13 protein-coding genes and 1 pseudogene are annotated in these 13760 nt (G+C 36.1%); 7 read left to right on the forward strand and 7 right to left on the reverse strand.

Annotated elements, in window-relative coordinates; all coding sequences use genetic code 11:
* Nucleotides 1–71: 71 nt before the first annotated feature.
* The 4 genes and pseudogenes from HNQ94_RS19885 to HNQ94_RS07370 form a co-directional block, all read right to left on the reverse strand.
* Nucleotides 72–248, reverse strand: a complete 177-nt coding sequence (locus HNQ94_RS19885) for a hypothetical protein (RefSeq protein ID WP_512700769.1) — start codon at nt 246–248, stop codon at nt 72–74.
* 330 nt (nt 249–578) lie between these two features.
* Nucleotides 579–1445 (reverse strand): annotated as a pseudogene (locus HNQ94_RS07360) (ClpXP adapter SpxH family protein).
* A 29-nt stretch (nt 1446–1474) separates the two neighbouring features.
* Entirely contained in the window at nt 1475–1879 is a 405-nt protein-coding gene (locus HNQ94_RS07365; protein WP_174495823.1) for a globin domain-containing protein, read from the reverse strand.
* A gap of 150 nt (nt 1880–2029) precedes the next feature.
* Entirely contained in the window at nt 2030–2602 is a 573-nt protein-coding gene (locus tag HNQ94_RS07370; RefSeq protein WP_174495822.1) for a CYTH domain-containing protein, read from the reverse strand.
* 287 nt (nt 2603–2889) lie between these two features.
* Between HNQ94_RS07370 and yjbM the strand changes: the two genes are divergently transcribed.
* From yjbM to HNQ94_RS07385, 3 genes are read left to right on the forward strand one after another with little or no spacing between them, the layout of a single operon-like run.
* Nucleotides 2890–3534 carry a GTP diphosphokinase gene (gene yjbM, locus HNQ94_RS07375; protein ID WP_246199962.1) on the forward strand — a complete coding sequence of 215 codons (645 nt, stop codon included), beginning with the start codon at nt 2890–2892 and terminating at the stop codon, nt 3532–3534.
* An 18-nt stretch (nt 3535–3552) separates the two neighbouring features.
* Entirely contained in the window at nt 3553–4356 is an 804-nt protein-coding gene (locus tag HNQ94_RS07380) for an NAD kinase (protein WP_174495821.1), read from the forward strand.
* A complete protein-coding gene (locus tag HNQ94_RS07385; RefSeq protein ID WP_376697737.1) occupies nt 4325–5254 on the forward strand; it encodes an RluA family pseudouridine synthase in 930 nt (309 codons plus the stop codon). The genes HNQ94_RS07380 and HNQ94_RS07385 overlap by 32 nt, the downstream gene beginning before the upstream one ends.
* Nucleotides 5255–5260: 6 nt before the next feature.
* Here HNQ94_RS07385 and prpE read toward each other — a convergent pair whose 3' ends face one another.
* Together prpE and HNQ94_RS07395 are read right to left on the reverse strand one after the other, a co-directional pair.
* A complete protein-coding gene (gene prpE / locus HNQ94_RS07390; protein ID WP_174495820.1) occupies nt 5261–6004 on the reverse strand; it encodes a bis(5'-nucleosyl)-tetraphosphatase PrpE in 744 nt (247 codons plus the stop codon).
* Nucleotides 6005–6144: 140 nt separating this feature from the next.
* Nucleotides 6145–7323: an FtsW/RodA/SpoVE family cell cycle protein gene (locus HNQ94_RS07395; protein WP_174495819.1), complete on the reverse strand. Its 1179-nt coding sequence runs from the start codon at nt 7321–7323 to the stop codon at nt 6145–6147.
* A gap of 276 nt (nt 7324–7599) precedes the next feature.
* Here HNQ94_RS07395 and mgtE point away from each other — a divergent pair, with 276 nt between their 5' ends.
* The 4 genes from mgtE to HNQ94_RS07415 all read left to right on the forward strand — a co-directional run bounded on the left by mgtE (nt 7600) and on the right by HNQ94_RS07415 (nt 13080).
* Nucleotides 7600–8967: a magnesium transporter gene (gene mgtE, locus HNQ94_RS07400; RefSeq protein WP_174495818.1), complete on the forward strand. Its 1368-nt coding sequence runs from the start codon at nt 7600–7602 to the stop codon at nt 8965–8967.
* Nucleotides 8968–8986: 19 nt separating this feature from the next.
* Nucleotides 8987–10864 carry a monovalent cation:proton antiporter family protein gene (locus HNQ94_RS07405; protein ID WP_174495817.1) on the forward strand — a complete coding sequence of 626 codons (1878 nt, stop codon included), beginning with the start codon at nt 8987–8989 and terminating at the stop codon, nt 10862–10864.
* 288 nt (nt 10865–11152) lie between these two features.
* A complete protein-coding gene (gene fabI / locus HNQ94_RS07410) occupies nt 11153–11926 on the forward strand; it encodes an enoyl-ACP reductase FabI (RefSeq protein ID WP_174495816.1) in 774 nt (257 codons plus the stop codon).
* A gap of 725 nt (nt 11927–12651) precedes the next feature.
* Entirely contained in the window at nt 12652–13080 is a 429-nt protein-coding gene (locus HNQ94_RS07415) for a CotO family spore coat protein (protein WP_174495815.1), read from the forward strand.
* 114 nt (nt 13081–13194) lie between these two features.
* Here the strand turns inward: HNQ94_RS07415 and HNQ94_RS07420 are convergent, their stop codons facing one another.
* Nucleotides 13195–13644: a CotY/CotZ family spore coat protein gene (locus HNQ94_RS07420; RefSeq protein ID WP_174495814.1), complete on the reverse strand. Its 450-nt coding sequence runs from the start codon at nt 13642–13644 to the stop codon at nt 13195–13197.
* Nucleotides 13645–13760 lie beyond the last annotated feature (116 nt).

Consider the following 13760-nt stretch of genomic DNA (forward strand, 5'->3'; position numbering starts at 1 on the left):
TTATAGGAATAACATTCTCATCGGTATATCACCCAAGGGAACATAGTACTTTCCATATTGTTTTTTTACGATTATCTAAAGCCCCTGAAGGTTTTGCGATGGAGTAACGTATAGATAAACATATATAAGGAAAAAAACAATAAAGGCAAAGTAAGAATACGTGGTATTAAATTCATTAACCCAAATAAATTAAAAACAAATGTAATGGAACAAATGATTAATAATAACCACGGTAACAGTTTTGGCACTTTTTCATCACCCCAAAGTCCTAATTACTAAAATATATATGCAATGAGGAATAAAACATGCCTATCCTTTAACTGTGACAAATTTGTGAAATAGTGAACAAAACTATTGCGTGAGAGTAATTGGATTGTTATATTTATTGTGAAAGATGTCACTTATAAACGAACAAAACCCCTTTGTTCATCGTGAACTTTCTCCCATCCCCCTTATAGATGGATAGACGTATCGAAGGATGAACAACGTTGATCATCCTTCCTTTCTTTATTCAAAAAACCTTTTCCACCTAATAGAGGAAAAGGTTTTTTTGGATTTTGACCGAATAAGGAAATGGCTTATTCTGATCCTAAATATCGCCAAAAAGTCCCGTATTTAGCAGGTACTTTTTCTACCACTTGCTTAAATAATAGCTTTTTCATTTCTTTCTCTGTTTTTTCATCTGACCAATCAAATACAACAGATATTTCTTTCGTAGCAACAAATTTGTAATGCTGTAAAAATTCTTCTAAACTTGGTTTGGCTGCACTTCTAGGTTTCTTCCCTAACACTTCATGAAGTACTTTTACATATACATCATAAGGATATAATCCAGTTACTTTTACACCTTCTTGTTCATCTTTTTGGTTAAACAAAACGATAGTAGGGATTTGGTCTACATCCATTTCGGAAGTTAGTTTAAGGTCACATTGAAGTGCTTTTTTAGCAGAATTGGAATGTAGATCCTTTTGGAATTCCTCAATATCGAGATTTACCTCTTGTGCACACTGAACTAGTATTTCCTCATCAGAAATGTTAAGTTTATCGACAAATAAATATTCCTGCAATTTTCGTAAAAAAACAATACCCGGTCTACGTCCTTGTAATTCAGCTGCTTTGATGGCAACAGACGTGAGCCAAGGGGAGGAAATTGGGTTCTCAAACCATAAATCCCCATCACAACTCATTCCAGTCCGGCTAGCTGTTTTTTCCCACACCTAGGCAATATTTGTGGGTGTTTTTAGTTTTTCAATATTTAAAGAAGTTAGTTTGCCACTTACAATGGGGCGTAGTTTAAAAAACCGTCCATATTCTATTGTCAATTTTTTTAATATAGGCTCTAATGACCAGCATTCAGGGCATAAAGGATCAATAAAAACATAAATTTCAACTGGTTTATTTAACAAATCAATAAAACCATACTGGGAGCCATCATTATTATTCATGTTGCTGGTAAGCCCAGTATCTTTACGAGTCACAGAGATCCCCCTTTCTCATCTTCGGGCGTATTGATCATGTGAGTAGCTGTCATCGTTAATCGATCAAACATTACTGATCTGTATGGCTCTTCTATGTTTACTTCCTCCAAAGCTTCCTCCATACAGTCTAACCAAGCATCCCTTCTTGTAGGAGTTATTTCAAATGGTATATGTCTAGCTCTAAGTCTTGGATGTCCGTGTTCTTGAATATATAAAGGTGGTCCTCCAAAAAATTGAGTTAAAAATTGCTTTTGTTTTCTCGCTGTTTCCGTTAGGTCATCTGGAAAAATTGGTTTTAGATTAGGATGTTTCTCTACACGGGAATAGAAAGCATCAACTAACCGTTCAATTGTTTCGAAACCCCCGATAGCATCATAAATTGTTCCATATTGTTTATCCATTTTATTACCCTTCCCATGTCTTTATACAAAATCACCTAGTAGAGTATACAGTACCTGACTAAAAGTTAATAATGTTATGCTTTTTCTTTTGCGAAAAGCCAAGTTTTCTTTATTGTAGCAACGTAAAATGAAATATAGCAAATCATCTGATTACTTACTTGCACGAAAAAAACGTTCTATTTTATTTTCCGTTTTCCTTTTTTCTATGTTATGTTCCCTCAAAAGTTGTTCGAATAAACGTAGTCCATATTCGTAATCTTTGGCTTCTAATTCTAATTCATAATCTTCCGTTTGGTGGTAAAAGCTATGATCTAAAACGAGTAAGCACTTTTGCCATTCCTTTTCAATGCGTAAAGTAGTTAAGGAGCCTTTGTATTTCAAATGACTGATTGGTACAGAAAGCGCTTTCAATTGTTTTTCTATTGAATAAGGTAATTTAATATCACCCTGCTGACATTTATGAAAAGCCTCTTTACTTAGCGGTTCGTTGGTCTCTAGTAGTCCCTTTTCGTGAGGTTGTTTTAATGTAAACACATATTGACCTGCCTTCTCACGTACTCGTAGTGCCGTTCCATGTTCCTTAAGGTGAAAACTATCTGTTTCAAAATAATAATTAATTTGTTTTGTTGCCTGGGATTCATCAAGTTCAAATAGACGTAGTAACTTTCTATATTCATCTTGTGTAAGAAGATTTTTAAATTCAATTTCGATTTCTTGGGACATTCCTTTTTTCCTCCAACATATGATTATTGTTAGCCTGTCTAACTTTAATTCTATTATGAATCAAAAAATTAAACGATTGCAACGATTTAGCTTTTTGTATAAATGGCTACCTACAATTATAGGGGTTAGACAAGGAATACATATAGTAATTGAGGTAAGTATTTTCGTCCCAGTGGGTTCCGTACAAACATTAGTAAAATCCTAATGAAACAGAATATTTTATGGTACAATTGGTATCGATAGGTTGGCCCAGCAATTTATTTTGCATGCAAAGGGTGGGATGAAAATTGAATTGGGAAGCATTTTTAGCTCCGTACCAACAAGCAGTTGATGAATTAAAAGTAAAGCTTAGAGGCATGAGATCACAATATGAATATGAGTCTAGTCATTCTCCAATAGAATTTGTCACTGGTCGGGTAAAGCCGATATCGAGCATATTAGAAAAAGCAAGAAGAAAACAGATGCCTATGAATACAATAGAGAAAGAAATGCAAGATATTGCTGGATTACGAGTAGTTTGTCAGTTTGTAGATGATATATATGCCGTAGGATCGATGTTGAAAAATCGAAATGACTTTACGGTAGTAGAAGAGAAGGATTACATAAGTGATAAAAAGGAAAGTGGATATCGTTCTTATCATATTATAATCGAATATCCAGTAGAGACTATCCACGGGGAAAAATTACTACTTGCTGAAATACAAATTCGTACATTGGCTATGAATTTTTGGGCAACGAATGAGCATTCCTTAAACTATAAATACAGTGGACAAATTCCTGTAAAAATACAAAGTAGATTGAAGAGAGCAGCCGAGGCAGCTTTTCGATTAGATGAAGAAATGTCTATTATTCGTAATGACATACAAGAAGCACAGCAAATATTTCGAAAAAAGCAGGAAAAAAATAAACATGGTAGGGATAATGGATTTTGATAAAGAGGGGAAGATAAAATGAAATTCGCTATACAATGTAAAGGTGATAAGACCTCAAAGGAAATCCGCTCCAAGATAAAAAACTACTTAATTGAGTTTGAGCTTGAATACAATGAAAAAGAACCGGACTTAGTTATATCGGTGGGAGGGGATGGTACGCTTCTTGAAGCTTTTCATTCCTACGTGCACCGGTTAAAGGAAACGGCTTTCATTGGTGTCCATACAGGCCACTTAGGTTTTTATGCGGATTGGTTACCGAAAGAGTTGGAAAAGCTAATTATTGAAATTGCTCGAACACCGTTTCAAGTGGTGGAATATCCGTTATTAGAAATCATTATTCATCCGAACAAAGGAGAACGGGAAGACCGTTTTCTTGCATTAAATGAATGTTCCGTAAAAACGGCAGAAGGGTCCGTTGTTTTTGATGTAGATATTAAAGGGGAACATTTTGAAACATTCCGAGGGGATGGATTATGTATTTCCACTCCATCAGGAAGTACGGCTTACAACAAAGCATTAGGCGGAGCCATTATTCATCCATCTATTGAAGCAATTCAAATTACAGAAATGGCATCAATTAATAACCGAGTTTTCCGTACAGTAGGTTCACCGCTAATTTTACCAAAGCATCATACGTGTTTGTTAAAGCCACTAAATGATCGAAGCTTTTTAATTACTATTGATCATATTACGAAAACTTACCAAGATGTAAAAGCAATTGAGTGTCGTGTAGCAAAGGAAAAAGTGAAATTTGCACGGTTTAGACCATTTCCATTTTGGAAGAGAGTTCATGACTCGTTTATTACTGATGAACGTAGATAAAGTAGGTGACAGCATGCATTGGACAATAGAAAAAGAACAGGAAGGTATGCTCGTACGGGACTATTTAATTTCTGTACGAGCTTTTTCGCGCAGAATGTTAAAGGTCATTAAAGTTGAAGGGGCAATCTTACTAAACGAAGTACCTGTAACAGTACGAGCAAAAGTGCAAGTGGGAGACAAGTTAGAAATTACTTTCCCAGAAGAAAGGAAAGGGGAATGGTTAAAACCAGAGCCTGTGCCACTTGAAATTGTGTATGAAGATGAAGATGTTATTGTTTTGGACAAGCAGCCAGGTGTGCCAGTAATCCCTTCTAGGCAGCACCACGGAGGTACAATAGCGAATGGCTTGATTCACTACTATGAAAAAAACAAATTAACCTTTACTGTACATATTGTAACACGACTGGATAGAGATACATCTGGATTGGTATTAATTGCTAAACACCGCTTTAGTCATTCGCTTTTATCTATTACTCAAAAAGAAGGGAATGTGAAGCGGTCTTACACTGCAGTTGTTACCGGAAAGCTTCTAGAAAAGACTAGCACAATTGATGAACCGATTGGTCGGAAACCGACTTCCATTATTGAAAGGGAAGTACGAGAGGATGGGCAACGAGCAGTAACTCATTACAACGTAGAGCAAGAGAATGAACAGTTTTCAGTAGTGAAGGTGTTGTTAGAAACAGGCAGGACACATCAAATTAGAGTTCATTTTTCATACTTAGGACACCCACTTCTTGGGGATGATCTTTATGGTGGGTCATTGGATCGGATTACGAGACAAGCCCTACATTGTCACAAGCTTTCTTTTTTACATCCTTTTAAAGAGGAATGGATTCATTTACAATCCGAAATTCCACGCGATATTGAATTACTTATTAATTCCTACTCAGATTAAACGTGCTTAATCTGAGTAGGTTCGAAATTTTTCTTCCTTATATGGTTGCTTGGAAGGAACAGAAATTATTTTCTCTTCAGGTAGACGAAATGCTGTTAACGCCCCTCCAAAAACACAGCCTGTATCAATATTTACTGTTTTGTTTATGAAACGAGGCTCTCTTATTGGGGTATGCCCGTAAACAATCCATTTATCACCTTTATAATGCTTTGCCCAATCTTTTCTCTCAGGCATACCTTTTTCATCTGTTTTTCCAGTTATATCGCCATAAAATACAAAAGTTTCTACCTTTTTATCCTTTCTTCCAATCATATCCTCTTTTATTCCTGCATGAGCAACGACAGTATTTACTTCTTTTAGTTCTTCATAAAGGTTTGCTTGCTCATACAAGGACATGAATTTTCTTTTTACCTCTTCCTTTTCTTCTCTAGGTAGAGCTTCATATTCTGCAACAGTTGTTTCTAAACCATGTTGTGCTTTTACTGGGTTCCCCTTTAAGAATCGGTAAAGCTTATTACAATGGTTTCCAGGTACGTACTTTCCTTTTTGGTATTCCATTACTAAATCGTAAACGAAATGAACGGTTCTAATAGAAGCAGGTCCTCTATCTGTTAAATCTCCAACAAAAACTGGTATTCTTTGTTCAGGGTGAACAGGCATTTGTCCTTCCCATCTATAACCTAGTGCATCAAATAAATCCTGTAGTTCGTGTAAACATCCGTGTATATCGCCAATAATGTCATATTTCATTTTCTATAACCCTCCTATGTACCTTTTCCATAAGAATTTGATAAAAAAGTTACGTATTTCGTTTAACATTTAAAAGAAGTCCTATGCACGAAAAGAAAAGAGTGGAAAAGCTGTCTATATCTTTTCCACTCTTTCTGTGTTTAATCATCAAACATATATGTTCTTGTTCGGGATTTAACATTTAAAACAAGTCCTATCATCATCATATAAGCAATAAGTGAACTACCTCCCGAACTTATAAAAGGAAGTGGTAAGCCAGTAATTGGTAGTAGTTTAATGGACATGCCAATGTTTTGGATAACTTGGTACGTAATCATTCCTACAACACCTGTACATAGGTAGCTACCAAATGGGTCCTTACAAGCAAGGGCTGTATGAATAATACGATAAATTAATAAAAAGAACAACGTGACAACAAAGCTAGCACCTAAAAACCCGGCCTGTTCAGCTATAACGGTAAAAATCATATCAGAATGACGCTCAGGTATGTTATAAACTTCAATATTCATTAATCCTTTACCTAACAATTGACCAGATCCTATTGCTAGAAGGGCTTTGTTAATTTGATAACCAGATTGATCGGCATTTTGGTTTGGATCAAAAAATGCTTCAAATCGTTCAAACACGTGGGCAAATATGGTGTCCTTTAAAACCGTGTTTACTAATTCCGGGAAAAGAAGATAAAGTCCAGCTATCATTCCAAGCAGAGCAGCCACTAAGGCACCTATAAGCAAAAGAATTCTCCATCGAATTCCCGAAACTAAGACTAAAAAACCTACAATAGATGCAAATACGACTGCTGAACCTAGGTCAGGCTGCATGGCAACAAGTCCAATTGGTGGTATGGAAATAAGCGTTATCTTTAACAGTAACCAAATATCATCTAAAAATCTTGGTTCTTTTCTTTTTTCATTATGAGAAGTAATAACGTGAGCTAATATGATAATAAGAAATACCTTCATAAATTCAGCTGGTTGAATCGTTCCAAAGGGAGTTTGATACCAGCCTCTTGCCCCGTTCAGCTCTAAAGCAATGGTTTCCGGTAACACATAAAGTCCTGCTAAAGACAATACACCAACACCATATAAAAACCAAGCAACTTTACGAAGACGATCGTAATCTAAAATCATCATAACAACTATCGTAAATGCTCCTAGTATATACCAGACTATTTGCCTTAAATAAAATTTTGTTTCCATTAATTTCGCAGGTAAAAAGTCTTGTAATGTATAAAGTGACAAACAGCTAACAACGCCTAAAAGTAGGACGATAAATAACAAAAAATAATCTATATTATAACGGGTATTATCTCTAGACATTATATACCCCTTTCTACTTATGATCGCAAAATATGACATTTGTTGATAAAATAATACTATTCATATACTTTATATTGTTCATGAAAAAAATGCGTACGTCAATTGAAATTATTGCATTTGAAATATATAGAAAATAAACAATTTGAAGTGAAAGAAGGGGAGGTTTTTGGTTGACAATTACAAAAATGCCCTTTACTATGTAACGGTTAAATTCGTTTGAAACCCTACAAAATATTTTGAAAAAGAGAAATAAATCGGATGGGGAGTGATCAATCTATGGATAGAACACACGAACAAGAAGAAATAGTACAAATGTGGGAACGAATGGAAACCGCTATACAACTGGGGAAGATTGATCAGTTCCGTGCAGAGTTTTTAGAGCTACATCCTTATGATCAGGCAACCTTTTTTAAGGAACAAGCAAAAGAAATTCGTTTAAAAATATATACGTATCTTTCACCAGAAGAAATGGCAGAAATTATTGAAAATATAGGTGTAGACGAGCTTGATCCTATTTTGACAGAAATGGAACCGCGTTTTGCCTCCCAGATATTGGGTGAAATGTCTACGGACGATGCAGTAGATGTTTTAAATACAATGGATCAGAATGAAGTGGCTAGCTTTCTAACGATTATGGATAAGGATGCAGCTAGTGAAATAAAAGATCTCTTACATTATGAGGAAAAAACTGCTGGTAGTATCATGACCACTGAATTTGTCGTGGTTAATACTGGTATGACAGTCCGGGACGCAATGGTACATTTACGGAAAGAGGCCCCTGATGCCGAGACAATTTATTATGTGTATGTAGTAAACCAAGAAAAACATCTAGTTGGGGTTATATCTTTACGTGACTTAATTATATCAGAAGAGGATTGGTTCATATCTGATATTATGAGTGATCGAATAGTTTCTGTTCCAGTTGGGGAAAACCAAGAAGATGTCGCAAAAATGGTTCGTGATTATGACTTTCTCGCTTTACCAGTTGTCGATTTTCAAAATCATTTATTAGGTATTATAACAGTGGATGACATAATGGATGTTATGGAAGAAGAAGCAAGTGAGGATTACTCCAAGTTTGCAGCAGTAGCAGATATGGAAAAGGACTTGAATGCTTTTTCAGCTGCTAAGAAACGCCTGCCCTGGCTTATTATTTTGTTATTTTTGGGTATGTTAACAGCAAGTCTAATTGGAAGATTTGAAGATACTATTAACCAAGTGGCTTTACTCGCAGTTTTTATACCGTTAATTGCTGGAATGGCCGGAAACACAGGTACACAATCACTTGCCATAGCTGTTCGTGGAATAGCTACTGGTGAAATTGAAAAAGAAGGTAAGGTTAAACTGCTCATCCGAGAAGCAGGTACAGGACTTATTACTGGAACTTGCTGCGGGTTTTTGATTACAATCATTATATATTTATGGAAAGGTCATTTTTTTCTAGGTTTGTTAGTAGGAATTTCCATCATGTTTACTTTAATTGTGGCAACCGTCGCAGGCGCTATCATTCCATTATTGATGCACAAAATGAAAGTAGATCCTGCTGTTGCTAGTGGACCATTTATTACGACTATTAATGACTTAATATCTGTTCTAATATATTTTGGAATGGCTACAATCTTTATGGAACTATTACTTCATTAAATGAGGAGGGGGAAATTTCTTGGATCATGGTACTTCCGTTACATCACTAGTTATTGTCGTCATTGCAGCATTCTTAACTCCTATTTTATTACATCGCTTCAAGTTAAAGCTTATCCCTGTTGTAGTAGCAGAAATCATCATTGGTTTGATCATTGGTAAAAGTGGATTTGATTTAGTTCATGAAGATATGTGGTTAGAGACACTATCGACTTTAGGCTTTATTTTCTTAATGTTTTTAAGTGGTTTGGAAATAGATTTTTCACTATTTGCGAAAAGTAAGCAAAAGAAAAAATTACAAAAAGAAGCAGACACATCAGTCTCACAAGAACCTAGTCCTGTTTATGTTGCGACCATTGTATTTCTCGGAATATTTGTCGTATCACTAGGTTTATCTTACTTGTTCGCTGTTATAGGATTTGTTGATAATGTCTTTTTAATGACGTTGATCATTTCCACTATATCATTAGGTGTAGTTGTCCCAACATTAAAAGACGCAAACCTCATGAAGACAAATATTGGGCAAACAATATTGCTTATTGCGGTTATAGCTGACTTGGTTACGATGATACTATTAGCTGTGTTTGTTTCGTTATATGCAGGGGACCAAAGTGGCAGTATGTGGCTCTTGCTACTCCTATTTGCTGCAGGACTTTTATTCTATTTATTAGGAAAACAGTTCCGTCGACTATCGTTTCTTGAAACCCTTACTAAAGGGACAATCCAAATTGATACAAGGGCTGTTTTTGCCTTAATTATAGTATTAGTTGGTATTTCAGAAACCGTTGGTGCTGAAAATATTTTAGGTGCCTTTTTAGCTGGGGTTTTAGTGTCTCTCTTGTCTCCAAATCAGGACATGGTACACAAATTGGATAGTTTTGGCTATGGATTTTTGATTCCTATTTTCTTTGTAATGGAAGGAGCTAAACTAGATTTATGGTCATTATTATCTGATCCTAAAATGTTACTACTCATTCCATTGTTATTAGTAGCACTTTATATTTCAAAGCTTGTCCCTATTGTGATGATGAGAAAGTGGTATGATTGGAGAACAGTAATTAGCTCAGGTATCATTTTAACTTCAACACTATCATTAGTTATCGCAGCTGCAAAAATTGCTGAACGTATGGAGATTATTAGTGCAGAAATGTCCGGTACTTTAATATTAGTTGCAGTGATATCCTGTCTAATCAATCCAATTGTATTTAATAAAATGTTTAGACGAAAAGAAGAAACAAATAATAAACAAATCGTTTCATTTATTGGGTCAAACAGAATGACCTTACCAGTTGTTAGAGAACTTGATCAGAATTTATATGAAACGCACTTATATCATACTAAAGTAGACAAGATTGATGAGAATGTCTCCAGGTCTCTCTTTGATATTGCAGAGGTTGATAAGTATGATATTAAGAAATTAGAAGAACTTGGTGTATTTGACGTTGATATACTTGTTACTAGTACTGGTGACGAGGAAAAGAATGCTGAAATTGCTAAGTATGCAAAGGAAAAAGGTGTAGATCGAGTAATTGCTCGGATTGAAACACCTGATGTAGATAAAGAGTTAAAATCTCTTAATATTGAAGTGTTCTCCGTACTTTTATCTACAAAGGCATTATTAAAGGCAATGATTGTTGCTCCAAGCGTTGTTAATATCATTACAACCCAGGATAATCAGCTCTCTCAAATTAACATGAACAATTCTGTATATGATGGGGTAATGCTTAGAAACTTCCCATTCACAGGGGATGTCATCATGGTTCGTGTATTCCGTGGGAAAGATTCAATCGTACCTCATGGGGATACCGAATTAAAAGTAGGAGACCGGTTAATTGTTACTGGTTCAAAAGAGTATGTATCGGAACTGCGAGATTTACTTGAATTCTGTGATTGGTGTTAGAAAAAATACAAAGGGTGTAGCTATGCTGCTGTGTAGCTACACCCTTTTATCTTTGCACATTACTACGGTGCTTGAACAAGGCACTACAGAGATAATTCTACTAAGAAATAAAAATATGAATCGTAATAGCTTATCCTTTAACATTGTAAAATAGTGGAAGGATAAGCTTTTTACAATTATTTAAGAAAATATTTGAGATTTTGTTCAATATTGTTTAAAATAGTATCAGGTACTAATAACAAATACTAATATCTTAGTATAGAACGTTATTATATAGGAGGTTTCCCGATGAACTTTTCATTAGAAGGACGTACATACGTGATAATGGGTGTAGCCAATAAACGAAGCATTGCTTGGGGAATTGCTCAATCACTTAATAGTGCTGGAGCACGTTTAGTATTTACTTATGCTTCTGAGCGTTTCGAGAAGTCAGTTCGCGATTTGGCTGCAACATTAGAAGGTCCTGAATCTTTATTTTACGAATGTGACGTTACGGACGATGCAGCAATCGAAAAGACATTTAGTACGATGAAAGAAGATATTGGCGTTGTTCATGGTTTAGCTCACTGTATTGCTTTTGCAAAAAGAGAGGAATTACAAGGTGAGTTCGTGGATACGAGTCGTGATGGATTTTTGTTAGCGCAAAATATTAGCGCATTCTCATTAGCAGCTGTATCGAAAGCAGTTAAGCCTCTAATGACAGAGGGAGGTAGTATCTTAACGTTAACGTATCTTGGTGGTGAGCGAGTTGTTGAGAACTACAACGTAATGGGTGTTGCCAAAGCAAGTCTCGATGCGACGATGCGCTATTTAGCTAACGATCTTGGGAAATATGGTATTCGTGTAAATGCTATCTCGGCTGGTCCAATTAGAACGCTTTCGGCAAAAGGAGTAGGCGACTTTAATTCTATTTTAAAAGTAATTGAAGAAAAGTCTCCATTACGTAGACCGGTTACCCAAGAGGAAGTAGGGGATACTGCCTATTTCCTTATGAGTGATCTATCCCGAGGTATAACAGGGGAAATCATACATGTTGATTCTGGATTCAGTATTTTAGCTTAATAATTATTGTTACCCCCATTTTTAAAATATACAGTAAAAAATCCTGTCCTAGATGACAGGATTTTTTCTTTTGACGATTTTCTAATATGTTGTTTTTACTTAAACTGCGAAGTAACTTAATAAGTGTAATTCCTACCGCTACGGAAATACACTACGCTTTCCGCGGGCTCGCGCTGAGCCTCCTCACTCGCAGAAATCGCTCGCTGTGGGGTCTCAACGTCTTCGCTGTCCCGCAGGAGTCTACGTTGTATTTCCTTCGCTAAACGTGTGCTCTCTTACTTATCTCCATTCAAGTACTAGTTGGCTAGAGCGGAGTTGTAAAATACCCACGCTATATTTCTAGGGGTAACCTAAATGATTAGAAATTCTTATACATTGGCTTTATCGGCTTTCACTATTTTTGAATCAAAAGTATCCATCAGCGTAGGCAGAATACGAAGACTCCTGCGGGCCAGCAGGTGTCTGAAGACCCCGCAGCGACGGTATTCCGCGAGGAGGCTAAGGCCGTGCCCTAAGGTGCGCGAAATATACTGCCGAAGCGGTCTGCTAGCAGTAGCTTCAAATAGGAATGCCTGCTTTAGTTACGTCGCATTTTCCATCAACTGAGATACTGATGAAAACAATCTTACGAAAGAGCTTATTTAACACATAAAAATAGAACACACGATAGGCTGATGAGCATATATTGGTGGTAGAACGACCTGAAAAAAGGGGAGAAAGATAATATGACAAATGACCAAATGGAACAAAACCCTTTACTCTATATTGCTCAGCCAAACGGAAAACAAATTCAAGCAAAAATGCAAAGTTTTGCTGTTCAAAAGAAGGAAATACAAATGGCGGCTAAAAAGCAGCAAGATGTAAAGGAAAAGAAAATAAAAGAAGACGTTCAGCTTCAAGAGGAAGAAGACAGTAAACAAGACAAAAGAAAATCCTTTAGAGAAATGACCATTGAAGAAAAGCTATTCTATTTAACAAATTTACCTTCTCAAATGCCCACGATGAAATGTGAAATTGTAACAAACGACGGTCGAATTCGTGGTCTGATCGAAAGTGTTGATGATGATTTAGTGAAAATGAAGACATTCCAAAGCCCATATCGAGCAGAAATAGCAGTGTCTACGATAAAAGACATTCAATTAAAAGGCTTTTAATAAGTAAATGGAGCTGCCTATGAATAGGGCAGCTCCATTTTTACAACTCTATAAACTCCTTAATGAAGTTTGTTTAATAGGATAAGATCAATCATTTATTAAAATCACATTTGTTTATCTCAGTGCATTTGTTGCTGGTAGGCACGTAACGTGGCAGAAGCAGTTAAGATCTACTGTTATACAAATTCCTGTTGTTTCAAGACCAGCTGCACCTTGCTCTACTGGATTAGATGGGTTTACTGGATCTCCTGCCTGACGAAGTAGTTCAAGTGTTGCACAGCATTCTTCGTCTACTTCTTTTACGCGGAAGTAGTAACTGGAAACAACATCTCTTGCTGTATTGTTGTATACACCATAGCCTTTAAATGGTTCACAGTTTCCCTTGCAGTATAGCATAACCGGAACGGTATCATTTGGAGAAGTTTCATTTTCACCCAATAGATCAGTTATTGACTGCTCGCAGCTCACATCACATTCCTCAATGACATCCGTCTGAGCAGCAGCTATTTCACGTAATACATCACAAACACAGTTACCTGAATCAAATTGTTTTCCACATACCATCAAGCATTACCCCTTTCTATCTAGTTTCTCTAACACGCTATGCACAAACTCCTAAGTTTTGTGTGGGCAATGGCCTTTCTAGCTTAAATCCTAAAAAATTCTAAACAAATTTAAGA

This window comes from Salirhabdus euzebyi (assembly GCF_014207435.1).
GTDB classification, from domain to species: Bacteria; Bacillota; Bacilli; order Bacillales; family Alkalibacillaceae; genus Salirhabdus; species Salirhabdus euzebyi.